15 protein-coding genes are annotated in these 20,355 nt (G+C 39.9%); 4 read left to right on the top strand and 11 right to left on the bottom strand.

What is annotated here, in order from left to right:
* Positions 1–42 precede the first annotated feature (42 nt).
* Entirely contained in the window at positions 43–837 is a 795-nt protein-coding gene (locus ACQY77_RS22345) for a heparin lyase I family protein (RefSeq protein WP_421940100.1), read from the top strand.
* A 231-nt stretch (positions 838–1,068) separates the two neighbouring features.
* Positions 1,069–1,947 carry an AraC family transcriptional regulator gene (locus tag ACQY77_RS22340; protein ID WP_421940101.1) on the top strand — a complete coding sequence of 293 codons (879 nt, stop codon included), beginning with the start codon at positions 1,069–1,071 and terminating at the stop codon, positions 1,945–1,947.
* Positions 1,948–2,040: 93 nt separating this feature from the next.
* Here the strand turns inward: ACQY77_RS22340 and ACQY77_RS22335 are convergent, their stop codons facing one another.
* The 10 genes from ACQY77_RS22335 to ACQY77_RS22290 all read right to left on the bottom strand — a co-directional run bounded on the left by ACQY77_RS22335 (position 2,041) and on the right by ACQY77_RS22290 (position 17,933).
* A complete protein-coding gene (locus ACQY77_RS22335) occupies positions 2,041–3,168 on the bottom strand; it encodes a glycoside hydrolase family 88/105 protein (protein WP_421940102.1) in 1,128 nt (375 codons plus the stop codon).
* A gap of 27 nt (positions 3,169–3,195) precedes the next feature.
* On the bottom strand, positions 3,196–4,725 hold the full coding sequence (locus ACQY77_RS22330; RefSeq protein WP_421940103.1) for a DUF4955 domain-containing protein: 1,530 nt from the start codon (positions 4,723–4,725) through the stop codon (positions 3,196–3,198).
* A gap of 13 nt (positions 4,726–4,738) precedes the next feature.
* The gene (locus ACQY77_RS22325) at positions 4,739–6,178 is read right to left on the bottom strand and encodes an alpha-L-fucosidase (protein WP_421940104.1); all 1,440 of its coding nucleotides are present in this window, start codon (positions 6,176–6,178) and stop codon (positions 4,739–4,741) included.
* 77 nt (positions 6,179–6,255) lie between these two features.
* A complete protein-coding gene (locus tag ACQY77_RS22320; RefSeq protein ID WP_421940105.1) occupies positions 6,256–7,650 on the bottom strand; it encodes a polysaccharide lyase 6 family protein in 1,395 nt (464 codons plus the stop codon).
* 42 nt (positions 7,651–7,692) lie between these two features.
* On the bottom strand, positions 7,693–8,880 hold the full coding sequence (locus ACQY77_RS22315) for a glycoside hydrolase family 88 protein (RefSeq protein ID WP_421940106.1): 1,188 nt from the start codon (positions 8,878–8,880) through the stop codon (positions 7,693–7,695).
* Positions 8,881–8,971: 91 nt separating this feature from the next.
* Positions 8,972–10,147, bottom strand: coding sequence for an alginate lyase family protein (locus ACQY77_RS22310; RefSeq protein ID WP_421940107.1), 1,176 nt, complete (start codon positions 10,145–10,147; stop codon positions 8,972–8,974).
* Position 10,148: 1 nt separating this feature from the next.
* Positions 10,149–12,296 carry a glycoside hydrolase family 31 protein gene (locus ACQY77_RS22305; protein ID WP_421940108.1) on the bottom strand — a complete coding sequence of 716 codons (2,148 nt, stop codon included), beginning with the start codon at positions 12,294–12,296 and terminating at the stop codon, positions 10,149–10,151.
* Between the two features lie 105 nt (positions 12,297–12,401).
* On the bottom strand, positions 12,402–13,187 hold the full coding sequence (locus tag ACQY77_RS22300) for a hypothetical protein (RefSeq protein WP_421940109.1): 786 nt from the start codon (positions 13,185–13,187) through the stop codon (positions 12,402–12,404).
* A gap of 54 nt (positions 13,188–13,241) precedes the next feature.
* Positions 13,242–14,801, bottom strand: a complete 1,560-nt coding sequence (locus tag ACQY77_RS22295; RefSeq protein WP_421940110.1) for a RagB/SusD family nutrient uptake outer membrane protein — start codon at positions 14,799–14,801, stop codon at positions 13,242–13,244.
* Positions 14,802–14,810: 9 nt separating this feature from the next.
* The gene (locus tag ACQY77_RS22290) at positions 14,811–17,933 is read right to left on the bottom strand and encodes a SusC/RagA family TonB-linked outer membrane protein (protein ID WP_421940111.1); all 3,123 of its coding nucleotides are present in this window, start codon (positions 17,931–17,933) and stop codon (positions 14,811–14,813) included.
* A 625-nt stretch (positions 17,934–18,558) separates the two neighbouring features.
* Here ACQY77_RS22290 and ACQY77_RS22285 point away from each other — a divergent pair.
* Together ACQY77_RS22285 and ACQY77_RS22280 are read left to right on the top strand one after the other, a co-directional pair.
* Entirely contained in the window at positions 18,559–19,083 is a 525-nt protein-coding gene (locus ACQY77_RS22285) for a GNAT family N-acetyltransferase (RefSeq protein WP_421940112.1), read from the top strand.
* A 249-nt stretch (positions 19,084–19,332) separates the two neighbouring features.
* A complete protein-coding gene (locus ACQY77_RS22280) occupies positions 19,333–19,605 on the top strand; it encodes a CBU_0592 family membrane protein (protein ID WP_421940113.1) in 273 nt (90 codons plus the stop codon).
* Here ACQY77_RS22280 and ACQY77_RS22275 read toward each other — a convergent pair.
* Positions 19,552–20,184 carry a TetR family transcriptional regulator gene (locus ACQY77_RS22275; RefSeq protein ID WP_421940114.1) on the bottom strand — a complete coding sequence of 211 codons (633 nt, stop codon included), beginning with the start codon at positions 20,182–20,184 and terminating at the stop codon, positions 19,552–19,554. The two genes, ACQY77_RS22280 and ACQY77_RS22275, sit on opposite strands and share 54 nt — an antisense overlap.
* Between the last annotated feature and the right edge of the window lie 171 nt (positions 20,185–20,355).

Raw genomic sequence — 20,355 nt, 5'->3', positions numbered from 1 at the left:
TTTAACCGCCTAAATTTAATCTACTAATCAAATAATCATCTCATGAAAAAAATTAAACCAGTAATGCTGGCGCTTACCTGCGCGGCTGTATTGCAGTTTGGCTGCAAAAAACAAACAACAATTGAAAGCGCAGACAATCAATTGGAAAACATCGAAAAACCAGTAAAAAGTGCCTCTGGAGGCATACAGATTATGTCTGTTCTCTTCAATGGCGATGCCTCTAATGGATCGGCAAACGTTTGGAAAGACATTAACATCGAAGGTACCGGAACGGTTACAACCGTAAATGATGAAACTGGTACGCTAACCTGGAAATTCCTGAAGCCAGCCGACAGCCATCGTACAGAGGGACATGGTGCCAAAAACTATGAGGCTCAAGATGGAGATGAAATATACATCGGCTGGACAAGCAAAATTTATATGCCCACAACCTTAAAAACAGATGCTATATTTCAATGGAAATCTTATCCAACAGCCGGATCTTTACAAAACCATCCGTTAATGCTCAGAACCAAGTCTGGAAATCTGGAGCTTCAGCATTTTGATGACAATCATGTAGCAACTGTACCTTGGTCAACACCTTTATCTGTAAACACCTGGCTTAAATTCGTTATTCGGATGAAAGTATCCAGAGATCCTGCTATCGGTTATATTGAATTCTGGTACAATGGGGTTAAACAAACCTTATCTAATGGCAGCCAGCGTTTATATTGCAGAACCCTTGATGTGGATTATTGTGATCCTAAATGGGGTGTTTATGGAGGTGATGCCTCTCAAGCCACGCATTTTGTAAAGAAAATCAGAATAGCTAATACTTATGCAGATGCTGCCCAATAATTAGATTTTAATGAGGCTGCATGAGAACAGCGTTGGATTTTATGGCGACTTCATGCAGCCTCATCAATAAAAATAATATTTTAATTATAGTTTATTCACCCAAAACTAACTATTGGTTGCCTTATATATATACATTGATTTGTAAAGCGAAAATTCAGCATTATTATCATAAAATAATCACAATATAGAATTATGATGTATATTTAAGTTAACCAAATATCCCTATTTATTATGAAACCACAATTATTAAAAGTTTCAACCGGACCTGCGCAATCCTTTAGTGTGCGTAGAGATCTGGTTCCCTACATGAATAATAAGTGGCATTACCATCCCGAGGTAGAACTCATCCATCTTAAAAAAGGTGTAGGAACGCAATTCATTGGCGACAGCATCAAAAGTTTTCGATCAGGAGACATTGTACTGGTTGGCGCTCATCTTGCTCATTATTGGCGGTTTGACGATATCTATTTCAAAAACCCCTCTAAAGTCTCTGCCGATGTTAGAGTTGCACATTTTAGCGAGAACTTCTGGGGTGACCACTTTCTTAACTTACCCGAAAACAAACCCATTAAAAGCTTACTGGAAAATAGCAGAAGGGGCATTCAGGTGAATGGCAAAATTAAAATACAGGTTGCTAATTTGCTTGAACAAATGGTTACTTCTGAAGGTGCCAATCGCATTATCTTACTCATGGAAGCACTTAACCTGATTGCGAATTCAAACCAAACGGTTAAACTTTCTTCAATTGGTTTTAAGCAGGATTATGACGAAACAGAAAACATCAAAATCAACGCCATATATAATTACAGTTTAGAAAACTTCAGAAGGAAAATACAGCTCGAAGAGATTGCTAATGTGGCTGTTATAAGTCCAAACTCCTTCTGCAGATATTTTAAATCTAAAACAGGAAAAACATATTCCAGGTTTTTAACGGAAGTTAAAGTTGGACATGCCTGTAGATTACTGATAGAAAACAAGTTAAATATTAAGCAGTTGTGTTATGAAAGTGGTTTCAATAACATGGCCAGTTTTCATAAATATTTTAAGATGACTACTGGTAAAAGTCCGTTAAGTTATCAGAAAGAGTTTATTTCCCAACATACAAACTAACATCAGTGAATGGAGTTTTTCAGGATTCCAGAGAAATTCCTTTCAAACAGTTTTAACATTCAAAAGGCCGGGCAATTTACCCGGCCTTTAATATTAATCAATCAGCGCAGCGGCTATCCATAAAATGGGTGCCTGCCCATGAAGATCTCCGGTTACCTTTTTTCTGTCCAGATAGTATTGTTTATCATTTTTCTTATTCGTGCCTTCACATACATCTTTCACATCAGCATTATCATCCAGATAAGACACCAATCCCAGCCAGGCCCTTCTTGCTGCCGGAGTATATATTTTGCGATCCAGCCAGCCTTTTTTAACACCCACTACCATGGCATAGGTAAACATTCCTGTGGATGAGCTTTCTGCCCATGAAGCCGGTTCATCTAATAATTGTCGCCATAAACCGGATGGTGCCTGATATTTCAACAATGAGGTCATCATGGTTTGGTACCCCTTCATAATCCGGGGTCGATCGGGGTTATTTAAAGGCAATGAACTAAGTATTTCTGCCATGCCCGCTGCCATCCATCCATTACCTCTGCCCCAAAAGAATGGAACATCCGGGGCATGATAAAATAAGCCGTTTGGTTTTTGGAGCGAATCCAGGTATAGTACCATTTCCTTTGCCGCCCTGTTGATGTATTTTTCGTTATGGGTTGCCCTGTAAGCCTGAGTTTGTAATGCCGTAATCATAAACATGTCGTCTATCCACATTCGGGTATGCCAGCTAAACCCTTTCTGAAAAGCAGCTAATTGCTCAATACTTACTTTTACCTGATCGCCTGGTTTTGTCCATTGCTGATCGGCGATATTTTGCCCCATTTCGAGATATCTTTTTTCATCCGTTTGGATATACAATTGCAATGGCACTGCACCAAAAACAGCATAATCCACATTGGTTACTGGTGGTACCATTCCGGCTTCAGTACCAAACATGGGTTCAAATCTTTTAATCAGGTCCTTTTTGAGTTCGTTGTTTCCTAAGGCCTGCGCAAATTTTAATGCACCATACCAGGTACAGCTTTCTGCATATGTAATAACTTTCGGTGGTGTTGGCCTGTTAAAATTAGTATGTGGCGTAGCTACAAACCTGGCAGCAACTCTTTTACCAACTACTTCTGGTGAACAGCCCTCAGGCCATTTCTTTAAACTGGCTGATTGAGAAAAAGCCAGAACCGGGGAAGCCATCCAGAGGCTAAAAACTAAAGCATTAACGTTTTTCATAGGGAGAGATTTGTTTTGTTTTGCAATTTATTTAGCTACATCATTACCCGTTAATCTAAAGGTTAGCTGTGCTTCAAATAATGATTTGGGTAGTACAGCTTTTCCTTGCGACTCATTAGTTCCCTCATTTTCAAAAGTAACTTTATGATCAGATTGAAAGCCAATTAAATAAGGTTGAGCAATAGTATAGTTTCTTCTTTTGTTGAGATCCCAAAAATTATAGTATTGATCTTTTGCCGATTGATGCTTAAAATTCCAGAAAACAAGGTATTTACCATGATGAGGATGACCGGGTTCAGGACCTCCTAAATTATAAAATACTCCCCCTTTAATGTCATCATACAGTGTAGCAAAAGGTTGCCCCGAATGAATATCGATGTTTTGATCTGTACCCAATGTACATTGCGTAATAACAGTATTAACAGCACTATATCCCGTTCCAGCACCGTGATGTTGTGCATTATTGAAATTGCAATGTTTAATCAAAACGCCATATCCGGTGCGGGCATGTACAGAAGCATGCCCTTTTTTACCCGTAAAATCTACATTCAAAACGCTTACCTGATATCCTGACCGGATAAACAAACCTTCATTCCAGTCTTGAAATTCACAATTACGGACCCAGCTATTTTTAATATACTCCATACCTACAGCTTCGTATGCATAATCGTGAATGGCATTTTTATGGTGAATAAATTCTTCGGGATAGTTTTTCCAGTTGCTGGTAAACCGAATGTCCTCTATTCCGCATTCTTCAATGGAATTATAACTTAAAAGCTCAAATGGTTTATCAACTAAGGTAAGATCGAAGTGAATAGGGTTTTTAAACTTGATATCATTCCCCTCAATTTTTTCGATGGTGTGGATTTCATTGATGAGTATACCTCCACCATCACCGAACAACCTCGTCCACTCTGGTTTTAGTGTTAATGGTGCAAAATAAATTTTCGTAAAAGCTTCACTTCTGTGCCTTAACACTACATCCATCCCCTGCTTTAAGGCATCTGCATTTTCTACAGTAATCCAAAAGCTTTCCCGCCGGGCGTTTTTGGTTACAACAGTCAACCTCTTCTGAACATTTGCAACAGGGCGAAAAATAATCTGTCTCCCATTAACCCTCATTTGATCCTGGTGAATTTCTGTACCATTCGAACCGCTTCCACTGCCCTTGAGGATAATGTTACTTTTAGAAATCCTGATGCATTTAGTGCTGTCATTATCTTTAGCCAATAAAAATTTCCCGGAAGGGAAAAAGACAACCCCTCCGCCCACATTTTTTTCGGCAGCATCTACAGCTTTTTGAATGGCTTCATCATCATATACATTATCATTTGGAATGGCCCCATAATCAAGCACATTAAAAATTTTTCGGTCGGCTGTTGAAGGAATTTGTTTTTCAGAAAAATGATACCCGGCATATGAAAAATCAGGTAAAGCGGGGATTTTTCTGTCTGTTTTTTGGGAGATAAAATCAGTCCAGAGTGGGCTGATTTTCTGTGCCATGAGTGGCGTCCACAGCAAAGCAGATATACTTAAGCAAGCAAGTTTTTTGGTCAATTGCATATGGTTATTAATCTATAGCCCCGGTTTTCATTTTTTCTTTACCTGATTCGCCAAACCAGGTTTGCATTTTGCCTTTCACCTCTATCTTAATTACACTGGCTACCTGATCTGGTGCCTCAACGGGAAGCTTAAATTTCAGCCCATCAGCAGACTTTTTCCAGGTCACTGCGCTTCCGTTATTTAATAAAATGGCAGATAACACCTTATTAGACAATCCTTTTACTATGAGCTCACCATTTTCTGGCCAGTCGAAAACAGATAAATATAAGGTTGTATTACCCTCAGGAATCGACTTTCTGGTTACCCTACCCCATGTTTGTGTTTGGATAGGGCTGGCCTGTGTAGCGTATATAGATTCGCTATTTACTTTCATCCATGCCCCCAGGTCTTTCAAACGCTGTATACTTTCTTCAGGGAACAGTCCATCTGGCTTAGGGCCAATGTTCAATAAATAGTTACCACCTTTTGAAGCAATATCTACCAGATTACGGATTAGAACTTGTGATGATTTCCAATTGGTATCTGAATTTCTAAACCCCCATGTACCGTTCATGGTCATACAGGTCTCCCAATCCTGACCATCCAGTTCACTTAAATTGGGTATTTTTTGTTCTGGCGTTTTGGTATCTCCTGGAAAATTTGGACGTTTTAGCCTGTCGTTGGTAATGATGTTGGGCTGTAATTTTAATTGTTCCTGCAATTTAAATGCGGCGTTGTCTGTCATATTAGTTGGTGTATCCCACCAGAGCACAGCAATGTCGCCGTAATTGGTCATAAGCTCTTTTACCTGAGGCACAGCAACCCTATCAATATATTCACCAAAAGTTGCGGTCTCCTGAACAGGATCCCAATGGCCGTTGTGGGCCAGGGTATAATTATTAATCTGGGTACTATCCGGATTCTGCCATCCCTCAGCCATTAGTTTGCGGGCGGCCGAGCCTCCGGCATTTCCCCAATCCTGAGCCTGAGAGTAATAAAACCCAAGTTTTATACCGTACTTTTTACAAGCCTCTGCCAGCGGTTTAAGCAAGTCTTTTTTATAAGGCGTTGCATCAGCAATATCCCAATCACTCGCTTTTGAGTCGAATAATGCAAAACCATCGTGATGTTTGGCCGTAATAACCAGATATTTCATTCCGGCATCTTTAGCCATTCTTACCCAATCATCGGCATTAAACTGGCTCGGATTGAACTGTTTCGCTATCGATTTGTATTCGGCAACAGGCACCTTCATTCTATTCATAATCCACTCTGCCCCACCACGGGTTTGCTGATGCCCCTGATATTCACCAGCCAATTGTGCATATACACCGAAGTGTATAAACATACCAAAACGGGCTTCCCGCCACCATTTCATCCTATCTTCCTTTGATTGCGCTTGCTGTGCATTAGCAACACCTGCATACAAAACTGAAATCAAAAACAAAAAATAAATTTTCCTGATCATATTATTATTGAATTATTAAAATACCAGTTCTTACATCAAGAACTTAATCTTTTTAGAGGAGCATAATGCTAAACCCTTCATTTAATCTCCATGGCCGGATATGTCTTATACCAGTTTGGCCCAACGTATTTTACCTTTAACAAGGCCGCTACATCAAATTTTATATTTGCCCCTACATCATTGTTTTTCAAATAGGAATAACTTCCCTTAAAAGCTCCTATCAGCGGGCTATCTGGTTGCGCCACCCAAAACCCTTCATGTCTTTTCATTTTTGCATCCACCAGTACAAATCCTTTTTCCAGAGGTTCTGGGGCACTTTTAGCATCCAACATATTACCGGCAAAAGCTACATCAGCAGCCTGATCGACCCAGCTTACCGGGTTATTTTTTTCCACCTTCACCAGGTTGTTAGCAATTAACACTTTCTGTGGAGGCAATATCCGTTCAGTATTCTTTCCTGCGCCTAACGAGAAAGCTTCTTTACAATCAACAATAGTGTTGGCAATAATATCTGCATGTTTTACCTGCCAGTGGCTAACCAATATTGGGTTCGGTAATCCATCCATCACCGAAATAGCTGCCCTTAATCCAGTACCGGTTAAACCCTGCAAATAGTTATTGTAAACCCGATGGTGTTCGCCAATTACGCGGATACCTCCCGTGTTTTGAACTTTATTGCCGATGAAAATATTGCCATAAACTACGTTATAGTTCCCATGCCTAAGGGTAAGTGTTCCCTGGCTTTCGAAAAACAGGTTATTGGAAATGATGTTTCTGCAGGATTTAACAGAAACAATCTCTGTTTCGCCATTGCAATGTGCAAAAATATTGGCATCTACCCTGGTAAAGGAATCAAACATAGACCAGGTACTGGTTCCAATCCGAATGCTTTCTCCGCCATTTCCATTTACATCCGGACGGGTACCAAAATAATTATGATCTATCTCATGATAGTTAGGCTTATCGGAAAGCCATACTACTAAAGTTGGGGCTAGATTAGTTTTACCTTCAAAATAACAGTGATCTATGCGGTTGTGATCACCATATAAAGAGACATAAGTATATTCTAAAGCCTTATCCAATGGATTATATCCTACTACTGATGAATTGGTTAAACGACAATGATCAGCATTCTCGGCAAATAAAATGACATCTTCCCCTTTGGTTGCTCCTTCTTTAAACGATATTCCATCTACCAATAACCAGCTACCATCGATTTTAAGGGATGAGGTTCCGGTTAGGAATACCGCACCACCATGTTCAGCTTTTAATTTAATAGGCTTTTCAGCAGTTCCCTTGCCTTTTAAAACCATTTGCTGGTTGACCCACGATCCGTCTTTAACAATTACCTCATCGCCGGCAACCAGTCTTAAAGCAGCCAGCTCGGCGGCAGAACTTATTTTATACTCTTTTGTAAATCCGGAAATTGCCGAAGCTAACAAAAGGCTTGTTATGCAGTATTTTATTTTCATAGTTAGGGAATTGATGATTATTTTTCAGGTAGCTTTTTATAGTTATTTCATTGCTTTTGATCTTAAAAGTGCTTCGAGATAATAGTAGTCGGCGTAACTGAGCGGCACATCGACTTCACTATCTGAAGGTTTAGAACCTGTACTTTGAAGTAAAATAAAACCTTTAGCTGAACCTGCCGGGGCAATATATGTTGTGCTCAAACTTTTCAAAATCTGATTGGCCTTCTTCAGGTAATCGGCATGCTGATCGCTATACTGACCTAATTCATATAATCCGGAGGCAATAACAGCCGCCGCTGATGCATCCCTTGGTTCGTTGGGTATTTGAGGAGCATTGAAATCCCAGTAAGGAACAAGATCTTTAGGCATATTGGGATGGTTAAAAATGAAGCCTGCAACTTGCTCTGCCTGTTTTAAATAAACCGGATTTTTAGTGTAGCGATAACACATTGTATAACCATACAAAGCCCAGGCCTGTCCCCTCGCCCATGCAGAGGAATTGCTGTACCCCTGATGGGTAGTTTTCTTTAGTACAGCACCCGTTTGCGGATCATAATCTACTACATGATAGGAGCTAAAATCTTCTCTGAAGTGATTTTTCATTGTGGTATTGGCATGGCTCACTGCAATTTGATAATATGTCGAATCTCCCGTTAGCCTCGTTGCTTCAAATAGTAATTCCAGGTTCATCATGTTATCAATAATGACAGGGTTAACCCATTTATTCCGGCTATGATCCCAGGATAAAATGACACCTGTTTTAGGATTAAATCGGGTTGCGAGTGTTTTTGCTGATTCAATAATAACCGCTTTGTAGTGCGGATCATGCGTTAGGCGGTAGCCATTTCCTACGCTACAATATACTTTGAAGCCCATATCGTGGGTACCTCCATTGTTTTTTTCCTGCTCTATATAAGCTGTAAATTTTTGAGCTGCAGCTTTCCATTCCTCCTGATGATAATATTCGTCCAGATACCAAAGTACTCCAGGAAAAAAGCCACTTGTCCAGTCTTTTGAAGCAACGAGTTTAAGCGCTCCATTTTCTAAAGTTCTTGGAGACACCAGTTCGGGTGCAGCTGCATTGGCTGCTTTTGGTATTTCCTGCAACATAACCTTAGTTTGTGCCGCAGCATGTTTAAAAGCCCTCTTAATGTTTACTTTTTGGCCGAAAACAGTAGTTTGCAGTCCGATTAAAATAATTGAGGCAATGGTATATTTCAGTTTTCTCATAATTGATTTCTAAGCATCAATGTACTGTTGGCAGTTCGTCAATGCATTTTAATGTGTTGTTCTTGGTATAGAGTACTTTTTTCGCAGGCGCTCACATCCAGATCAAAGGATTTCTTATCGGTAAATTTCTAATCACTTCAGCATTTTGGGGATGGTGGTCTAATTTAATCCAGGTTTTTAACCAGCTGTCATTTTTAAATTGCTTTGCTCCAAATATCAGAAAGGGTTGTGCCACAGGCCAATTATCCCAATACATAACATCTTTTTGAAAAGGCCAAAGCGATTTTTCCACTACAAATGGATACAGATATTCAATGCCCTTTTTAATGCTTCTACCATCTGATAATTGAAAAGTCCATAAGTTTTCTTTTTCATCAGATAGTATCTGACAAAGCATCGTCATCGCATCTAAATTAAACAAGGAATAGCCATAAGGTTTAGTTCGCTTGGTTTCTCTGGGGAAACTTCCGTCTGTAATCATTTGAGTAGGCAGAAGTACTGTTTTATATCGATTGCTACAAAATTCAAGTAGTGCTTTATTTTCGGTTAGTCGGGCAAAAGAGGCTACCTGCATGGTCCAGCAAGTACCATGGTTATTTTCGGCATTCATTTCATCTTTTCCGTACGGATGGGTAGTAAGCCAGGTTAAATAATCTGCAAACCACTTTTTAATCAACCCAAGTGTTTTTCTATTTACTGTTTTAGCATCCTGCATCACTATAATTCCCTGAGCTACTTCCATCAGTTGAATGGTATCAATGATGCCAATTCCTCTTCCTGTAAACCTTCCTTGAATCGCTTGTGCATACAGCAGGTTGGGGTTCATTAAAGTTTGGGCATCTACAAACCATGCCTTCAAATGTACAAATGCATGATTCACGTATTTTATCGATCCAGTAATTTTATAGGCAGACGCCAGCGCGCCAATTATCCTGCTCAGGCGGATCATAGCCCAACGATGTGCTACGAAATTATCAGGATTGCTTAAGCCGTCTTTTTGAATATAGGGTGCCTGCTGGTTCTGCGGGTCTGGCCACCAATAATCCCCTTCTGAGAAAAAATCGTGTTTATTTCCTGCGCTTCTGGAAGAGCTTGCCGCAGTAACCGTTATGGGTTGTTGAGAAAGCGCCCATTCTGCTTCCGCTAAAACCTGCTTTCTCAGCACCGTAACAACAGCCCCCAGATAGGGATCATCATTTGATTTAGCGAACAGTTGACCAGTAAAAATTTGAAAGATAAAAAGTAGATAAATGATATACTGTTTCATATTATGGAGTCATAAATTTGAATGTTACCCGGCCAATAGAATTGGGTTTCCCCATTTCCGGAGGACTCATACTCCCTTTTAATTGACCGTTTTTTTGTCTTTTCACCCTGATTTTTCTCCAGCTAAACTGTCCTTGCTCAAAATTAAAAGTTTCGCCATCATCATCATAAAGGCTGTAATCGGTTTCTTTTTCGCCATAATGGCGGATTTCCAGATCAACTTTCTCTCCACTTTTTGGCGCATGCAATAATGCAGGCATCATCGGGATTACTGCACCGTCCTTTACATATACAGGGATTTTATCCAGCCCAGGTGTTGCGGTAATCACTTGTCCATCACCCGCAAAAACGCCTGTGTAAAAATCATACCATTTACCTTTAGGCAAAATAACCTGCCGCTTTGTTTGGCCGGTAAACATGGGTGCAACAAGTAAAGATTCTCCAGCCATGTATTGATCTTTTATTTCTTTGGCCGTAGCTTCAGCATATGGATTTTCTTCCAGATTAGCGCTTCCGGCAGTGGATTGTAAATCCGGTTTAAAACCCTCTTCCAGGCTCATTGCACGGAAAGGAGGAATTCCCTCAAAATGATACCTTGCAAATGTGGTATACCAATAAGGTATCATCCGCATCCTGAGTAAAGCAAATTCTTTCACCTGTTTTTCAACCTCGGGGTAAGTCCATGGTTTGGTACCACTTGCCCAGGCATTGATCATGGCCATGGGCGAAAACACGCTGGATTGAAATCTTCTCAACCACTCTTCTGCTGTTTTAGAAGCCCGAACTTCAGGAGTCCATAAAACGCCTGCAAAACCACTGTTGATCAAGGCTGTTATAAAATCTTCATGATTATAATAATCGTTGTAAATCACGTACGGAAAGGAAGTTCCTCCACCATTTGATGCCCTAACCAAGCCAAATGTTCGCCTATTATTGTTTTTAAACATTTCTGCAGAGTAGCGTTGCATTAAGAGCCCATACGTTTGCCGCATTTGCTCAGCACTTATTCCTGATGGAAAAGTGGCTACATCGGGCCATAAATAATAATCATAGCCATCCACCTCATCAATTTTATACCCACTAACCCCTATATCGACCTGATCTTTTTGCAGCTGATTAAAAAACAGATTTCTGGCTTTCGGCAGGTTAAGGTCGGGAACAAGACCTAACCAAACCGTGTGAGACGCCGTTAAAGGTTTAATTTCTTTATAGAAAGGTGCATCTGGCGAGACATATGGATTAATCCATAGATTTAGTCTAATACCCTTATCGAGCATACTTTGTACAAAGGATGCAGGTTGTGGAAACCTGTTTTTATCCCAGGAAAAAGTACCTGGATAGGCTTTACTTTGCCATCCGGGCTCCAATCCAACAAAATCTAAGGGATAGCCCTTTGCTTTAAAAGCATCCACTTCCTGTTCTACCTCCTCAGCGGTAGAGCGCGTCATTAAGCGCTGTGTAAAGCCTAAGCCCCACCGAGGTGGCAAATATCCTCCTCCATTAAATAAGTTATATCTTTTTATGGCATCAATAGTTTTTGGTCCACCGAATACATAAATCTCAATACCTGTGCCCGGAACCAATATTTCTACCTCATCAGACTGATTTCTGGATGACCAGGTTTTATCGGTATTCCTGTCCTTTGGAGTTGGAAAAGCTTTGCTTTCTTGCCTCATGGAAGTTCCTGTCCAAACTTTAATGTACCTGGCCGAATTGATAAATACCCCATACCCTGCCGATGAAACGTAAAATGGTGTTGGGGCATGGGTTCTCCCATTATCTTTTCCTCCATAATGGTCTACATGCAATTCTAATATTTTTCCACGCTGATGCACCGTTTGAAAGTTTAATCCAAACCCATAAAGTTGTTCGGTGTGATGTAATGGAAAGCGAAGGTATGTTTTGCCATCCAGTTGCTGTGCAACTACCGGGCTGCCGGCAAAAGGAAAAATGGCTGTACCTAAAGCTTTTAACGATTGATGATCTGGTTTAACTCCTGATGCTGTTAACAGGTTGTAAGATTCGGGAACTCCGAATACACCTTTCCATACACCAGGCTCAACCTCAGTCCATGTCAGTTCCTGTGCATTCAAGTTGAAATGAAGCAAAAAAAACAGCAAATATAAAAGGAGTGATTTATTAAATTTCATAAGATAGATGCTTAGGTAACCAGAAACCATTTCCGTTATTTAATATTTAAAACAGCCAAAAAATAATCGGATATAGTTTCCCATACCCGATTTGTTTTTCACAGGTTATAAAGCGGGCGCTAATGAAGCTCCAAAAACATGAACAATGCCATTAGTAGCGATATAGCCCGCACTTCTGTCGTTTGTTCTATTGTTGTGTACAATTGGAGCCTGATCATTGTTGTTCAGGATTTTAAGATAAAAATTTCCATTTTCATCAAAACCTTTTCCATTATTGAAATACCCCAGCATAGTTGATTTCGAAAGCACCGCACCAGCTGGCAACAATGATTTTACTGTAACATTGTTAGCATTGAGGTTATCGAAATTAAACCTCCCTTGCCCGATGAGATACAGAAAATAATTTTTCACATCTTCTTTAGGATAGTCGCTCCATTTAGTTGCCGGACGCGTTATTGGCAGTCCGGTAGTTGGATTTGTACCCGTTACAATGGGATAATCGAACCACAAACCAGCTGTTGGAACATTACTGGTTGTTACCACCACCCCATTTGTAGTTCTGGTGGGCAGTACCCTAACCCCCAGATTATGTAAAAACAAAAAGGTGCGATCATTTTTCTCATATTCGGCCAAATCTATGCCTGCATATTCTAAACCCAACTTCATGTACTTAAAAACTGTATCTGTAGGATCACTTGCCATTCCTGTACCGGTTGCGCGGTCTTCGAGGAATTTTCTGGCCGATACACCAATATTTGGATCGAGCGTTTGTTTTACGTATTTATAATCCTTTTGACGTTCTAAACCAAACATTTTTTTACAGCCTGTTTGGCTGCCGGCTACCACAATCAATAGTATTGCGGGTAATATTCCATTTCTAAAAATTTTCATTTCCGTATCTTTTAAAACTTGCTAAAACAAGTCTGTTGTTAAAAAAATCCAAAATTATTCGCCGTAACCCGGGTTCTGCACCAATTTTCTATTGGAGTTCATTACTGCCCTGCTCAATGGCCAGTATGCACGACGCACATCGGTGAACCCTACAACATCAGCGTTTCCATTTCTGGTTTGTCTATCTTTCAAAACAGGGTCCATTACTTCTTTTACTTTGTTGGTTCTGACTAAATCAAACCAGCGCTTACCTTCACCAATCAGCTCATACTGACGCTCTTCCAGAATTGCATTTTCCATTGCTTGTTTGGTACTTACCTTGACATCCGTTGCTAAATATTGATCAACATTAGCTCTTTTCCTGATGAAGTTTAAATATTTTAATGCATTTGGCAAATCATTATTCCCGTTAAGCGCCTCTGCATAAAGCAAATAAATATCAGACAACCGGTACATGGGTAAGTAAACAGGTGCATTTTGTGTATAAAAAATATTTAAATCTGTTGTTGGAATTGCAGCAACAGGATTTGCCGGACTGGCATAGAATTTCAGAAAACGATCTCTGTTATTCAATAACGGATTCGTTACGGCATACATATCCAATGTTTGTTTCGGACGAATATCGTTGGTATGAACAGGCTGTGTTTGGGGATAAAAGTACTTGGCATACAAAAGCGGATCAACCTGAAACTGCCTGTTATTTGGTGAAAAAGAGATTTGCATACAAGCACATCCGTTAGTGGTATAATCCCAATGAATAGACCATATGGTTTCTATACTGGATGGCGGAGAGGTAAATATACTTTTCCATGTTGCTGTCGGTTCAAGATTCGCGTCTGATGTACCGGTATAAACGGTTCCTTTAGGCGATCTTGCCTTGAAAAGATTATTAATCCAAAGAATGGCGTTTGTGTAGTCCTTTTTCCACATGTAAGCATCGGCCAATGCCGCACATATTGCTCCCTCATTGATGTAATAAACAGATGCATTTTGGTTTTTAACCGTTAAATCATATGCTAATTTCAGGTCCCTGATAATCACATCATCTAAAATCACCGCAGCTTTAGTCCTTTCACGCTCGGCATTCACCTCACTATTTTCATAAGGCTCAAGCCAAACTGGTGCATCTCCCCAAACCCTTACCAGATAAAAATAAGACATCGCCCTCAGGGCATAAGATTGGGCCAAATTGGCATTCACTACCGCGGGTGTAACATTATTATCCAAAACTGCAACACCCGGTATATATTTAATATTACTATTTGCCCTGGCAATAACCGTGTAAAGCCTTGACCAATCTGCATAAGGATTATCGGTAGTTAATGCGTTCAGCGCGATTTCTGTGGTATAAGTAGTGGTATAAGAAAGAAAACGATCGAAATTATCGGCTCTGAACTCGCCCCAATAATGATAGCGATCATTAAACTGTGATTCGCCAACCATGGTTAACTGGAAAGCAGAATACATTCCGGCCATTGCCGCATCCACATCATATTTAGATTTATAAAAATCCTCGGCTGCTACCTGAGAAACAGGTGCTTCTGTAAGGAATTTCTTGCAACCGCCCAAACTGATTAACAGTACAAATAGGCAAGTGTATTTTATTGTTTTCATAATTAGCAATTATAAACTGATGTTTAAACCTAAACCAAACTCTCTTCTTTTAGGGTATTTCCCAGTGTCGTCTCCCGGGGTGAGCGGATTAGAAGTACTGAATTCCGGATCGTAGCCCCTGTAATTTGTCCATGTCATTAAGTTTGTACCATACACAAATGCGGTTATCCCTTTAAGATAAAGCTTTTTTGCCATAAGCGGATCCATACTATAGGCTAACCTCATGCTCGCCAGCCTGATAAAAGAGCTGCTTTCAATATATGCGCTGTTGCCATTGGCCTTTAAATTACCGCGGGAAGTGCGGTTAGGGTAATAAGGGTACTTCGCTATGTCTCCCGGTTTTTGCCAGGAATTGTAGAGTACATCAGGATTACCCGGACCAGTATTTGAAGGATTATTGGCATTATATAAAAGTGTATTGTAAACCTGGCCACCTATGGCAGCGTTGAATAAGAAGTTTAGCGACAACCTTTTATAAGTAAATGTATTACCAAAACCTACATTAAACTTAGGCTGAGCATTGCCAATGATGTGGCGGTCTCCATCGTCGATCAAACTATCTCGTTTTACATTGGCCCATTCCGTATCCCCAGCTATTAATTTACCCGAAGGGTCGTACAAATTGTGCACTGTACCCGTGTAAGGCTGACCATTATAAGTGTATTGTGGCTTGCCATTCACATATAAAGGTTTGTTATCTGCACCCAGCACTACTGTTAGTTTGTCCCAACTATCGTTATAGGCATTAGATTCGTTCCATTGATAAACGCCCAGGTTTTTCCAGCCGTAAAAATCTCCGATTCTTCCACCTTCCTGAACATACCATTTGTTACCTGCAATGAACGGAACACCCCCTGCAAGCTCTTTGATCGTGCCCCTTTCGAAATAGATATTGGCATCTACGTTCCAGCTAAAATTCTTTTTAGCTATTGGTGTACCCGAAACCGTGAATTCGATTCCCTTATTAACAATAGAGCCTACGTTCACTATAACAGTAGAAAAACCCGTTTCTTTAACCAACTGACGCTGATATAAAAGATCTTTTGATTCTTTCTCATAGATTTCACCAGTAAAGGTTAACCGACCTTTTAGAAAATTCAGGTCTAAGCCCAGGTTTTTCTGAATACCGGTTTCCCACTTAATCAGGCTGTTACCGATTGTGGTGTTGTAAGATGCGCCACCTACACCGTTATAGTTTCCTTCGAACTGTACTTTAGTAATGGATCCAAAATCCTCAATCTGATCGTTACCCACACGACCATAGCTGGCGCGAATCTTGGCATCATCGAGAATATTTCTAGACCATTCCATGAATTTTTCTGCTGAAAAACGCCAGGCCACAGATCCTGAATAGAAGGACCCACGCTTATTTTCTGGCCCGAACCTGGATGAACCATCATTACGATATACCGCACTTGCGTAATATCTGCTCTTATAATCATAGTTAACCCGTGCAAAAATAGCCTGATTGGTATTCGCTGTACCACTTGTATAAGATCTTGAAACCATCAGGTATGCCGGAAGTGCCACATTAATTTCCTCACTTGCTGTATTTTGATACTCCAGGTGAAATAAATTTTGTGTTCTGCGGATGGCATTTGCACCTAAAGTTGCACTAAGCGTATGGTCTTTAAACTTTTGATTATAGTTGAAATACGTTTGAGCTTCGTACCTGAAATTTTTAGTCAGTTCATTTATACCGTTATTAGTATTCTTATTGGCACTTACATATCTTGGTGAGAAAAAAGTATACTGTGGTGTTTCATAAGCCATATTAAACAAGGTTGTCCATTTTATATACTTGGTGATATCAAAATCCAATTGGTTGTTAACCTGTGCCGAATAAGTTTCTGTTCTGTTGGTTTCGTATAAAGCGTTGGCTACAGGGTTCCGCTTCGAACCAATATAACTGGTTAATTGCCCATCCGGATAATAAATTAAAGAGAATGCCGGCCGGTCGAAAATCACATTGACAGTTCTGGCAATTGGAATTTCGTTCTTATTCTGATAATAAAGAGATACGTTTGTGGTATATTTAAGTTTTGGCAATGCCTGATAAGATATATTCAACCGTGTTTGAAGCGATTTAGCAAAACTGTTGATTACAATAGATTTATCATCGATGTAGTTGGCACTGGCATAATAATTAAAAGTTTTGGAAGCACCCGCCAAACTTGCATTTACCTGGTTGCGGTGCCCCGTATTTCCCAGTAAGAGATCCTGCAAATCGTTATCTGAATTAAATGAAACGTTTAGTGAATCGGTATTTGAACCAGCAGTCGGCGTTCCTCCACTCTGCAACCTCCTGAAAGCCCTCACTTCCTGAGAGTTACTTTGCGGAAGTTTATGGGCCAATCTGCCAAAGAGATGGGTATATTGCACATCCACCCTTGGCTTGCCTTCAATCCCTTTCTTGGTGGTGATGAGGATAACACCGTTAGCAGCTTGTGCTCCATAAATAGATGCAGAGGCAGCATCCTTGAGGATTTCAATACCAGCAATATCCAGGGGATTAATGTTTCTTCCATTATCGGTAATTACCCCATCCACCACATAAAGCGGACCTGCTCCTCCGTTTAAAGTGGTTACCCCTCTAATCTGGATGGTTCCCTCTCCTCCGGGTCCGCCATCTGTTGTAACAGTTACACCTGATGCTTTACCTTGTATAGCATTCAAAAGATCAACAGGTTGTCTTTCCTGAATATCTTTAGCTGAAACAGAGGATACTGCTGAACTCAGATCACTTCGCTTTACCTTCCCCCCAAAGCCTGTTACCACTACTTCATCCAGGGCGCTTGACGATTCTTCGAGCACAACGTTTAAAGTTCCGGCAGTTACCTTCTTTTCTACAGCGGTATAACCCACCATATTAAATTGTAAAATGGCATCTGCTGCTACCGAAATGGTATACCTCCCATCATTATCAGTAGAAACTCCCCCGGTTTGGCCTTTAATCTTAATGCTTACCCCAGGTAATACAGCTCCTGTATGATCTTTTACCGTACCCGAAACCCTGGTTTGGGCTTGTGCAGAAACTTCGCTTACACCGATAAATGCCAGCAAACAAACGATCACCGTTACCTGGAAAAACAGCTGTTGCAGCTTGAATAATTGCGTTATTTTTCTTTTCATGTCGTTTTAACCAAAAGTTAGCGAAAGATTGACTTGACAGGTTGTACTATCTTCTTGATAGACAGCGCAGTGCAATTCGATTGCATAGCGCCACAGGCACTTAGCCCTGGGGTAGTGTTTTTGACTCATACGTTAGTTAATATTTGGTAGATGCAATTAAAGGATAAACTCAATATTAGTTGGTATGAGAATTGGCGAATTTGTCAACTATTTTGGCAGATGCTTACTTTTTTATTGTGCAAATGATTTAACCAAACAAGAAGTATTTTAAGCTAAAATCAGGCCTGATCGCCCAATAAGCGAGCTAACAAGAACTTAATCAGGATAACTCAAGATTCTATTGCTCCGCCAATTCTGTTGAATACCCTGCATATGTAATTGACTGTTAGCGCTGTAATTGGTGCGAATTTGAATCAATCTTCAGCGCCGGTGACTGAGAAACTTACCTCCGTATTCAAAAATAACCTCAACCCTGATTAAAATACTTAATCTGACCAGTATTGTAGCTTATAGCTCCGGACTTTACTAATGGTGCCTGATCATTTTTGAAAAATACTTGTACCTTTTAACAAATGTTAAATAATTTTATGACCACAGGAGTTATTTTTGTAATATATACCCAGAAATGAACGAAATAAAGCTCAGTTTACCCGTTGTTGATGATTATCAGGTAGTACAATCAATTGGCAGAGAGACATTCTATGAGGCATTTGCCAGTCAAAATCCAGAAGGTGTAATGCAGGAATATCTCAGCACCAGTTTCAGTGACAAAAAAATCAAAACAGAACTTGCAAATAAAGAATCGCAATTCTTTATTGCCTGGGACAATGATTTACCTGTAGGTTACTTAAAAATTAACACCGGAAATGCACAAACAGAACTGCTGGGTCCAGACGCATTGGAAATTGAGCGAATCTATGTTAAGGCTACTCATCAAGGAAAAAAAATTGGTCAATTGCTTTTTGACAAAGCCCTGGAAGTAGCCCGGCAAAAACAAAAAAAAACAGTTTGGTTAGGCGTTTGGGAGGAAAATCTCAAGGCCATTCGTTTCTATGAGAAGAATGGTTTTGTAGCTTTTGACAAACATATATTCCATCTGGGCGATGAAGCGCAAACAGATATAATGATGCGAAAAACACTTAGTAATTGATGTAATCCGCCGAATTTCCGTTTTTAAAAAGATTTAACTGCCAGATTGCTTTGCTCAGCTTTGCTGCTCTACTTAGTTTATCGCCTACATAAAGAGCACCCGGCATTAAGAGCTAAGTATTAAAGTTGAATGATGATAAAAGCCCCTCTTCCAACAAGAAGCACATCAACCCACTTCTATATTAAGCGCATTAAAAAAAGAAAATAAAATCTATATTCGACAGATTATTAATCTCAAATTGATTACTATATGATGAATCTGTTAATGCCTGTTATAGGATGGTCTGGTGTAGTTTTTTGCACCTTAGGTTATTTACTCTTAAGCTTGAAAACCATACGTGCCGATTCTTTACCTTTTCAATTACTTAATATCGCCGGGGGACTTTGCCTGGCGGTAACTGCTGTAGATACCCACGATTTACCCAATGCAGCAGCTAATATACTCTGGATGTCTATTGGCCTTTATGCTTTAAGCAGGCAGTTCAGCAGGAGACAGAACAGTACCGAGAGGCCTAATGGCTAAAGCATCATATGCTTTTTGTTTGTAATAAGCTAAACGCTCATCATATGCCTTCCTGTTACTTTCCATCGACAGGTAAAAATAAGCCCCATCCACCAGTACAAAGATAAAATCTGCAGTTGCCTGTGGATCTGAAATAGCAGTTAAGGATTGTGCATTACATTGCCTGATCATGTGTGCAAGTTCATTACGCAAAGCATCTAATATTAGTTTGTATTTTTCCTTGATCTTTTTATCCCGAAAAGCCAGGGCATAAAAAGTATAGAACAAACCATCGTCAAACAAAAGGTTCCATTTTTTTGAGAAAAGTATTTCAACTGTTCGCTGGAGGTCCTCTATTATCGCCTCCTTCCGATGCTTGACCGTAAAAATTGACAGATATCGTTCCAGAATATGATCTATTAATTCAAAGGTCAAATCCTCTTTGGTTTCAAAATAATGAATAATCAGGCTGGGATTAATATCCATAACCTTGGCAATTTTAGCTATTGAAGTATTCTCATACCCCTCCTTTTTCGCAACCTTGTAGAATACACGAACAATTTCCTGGCGTCTTGCTTCTTTTAAACTCTTACGTCCCATCCTGCTGTCAATTTTTGATGAAGCAAACTAATCAAAAACAGAGAGATTTCATAAATTATTTTTAGCAATAAATTGAATGAATGTTCAATTAATATTTTAATTTGCATTTAACTTCAACTTAATATTGTATGCAGAATTTAGCGGATGCTTAAAAGCATACAGAACTATAAA

Origin of the sequence: Pedobacter sp., from assembly GCF_965279535.1 — a bacterium.
Lineage (GTDB): Bacteria > Bacteroidota > Bacteroidia > Sphingobacteriales > Sphingobacteriaceae > Pedobacter.
Note: the sequence above shows the minus strand (reverse complement) of the source record. Positions and strands in the feature narration are given on the sequence as shown.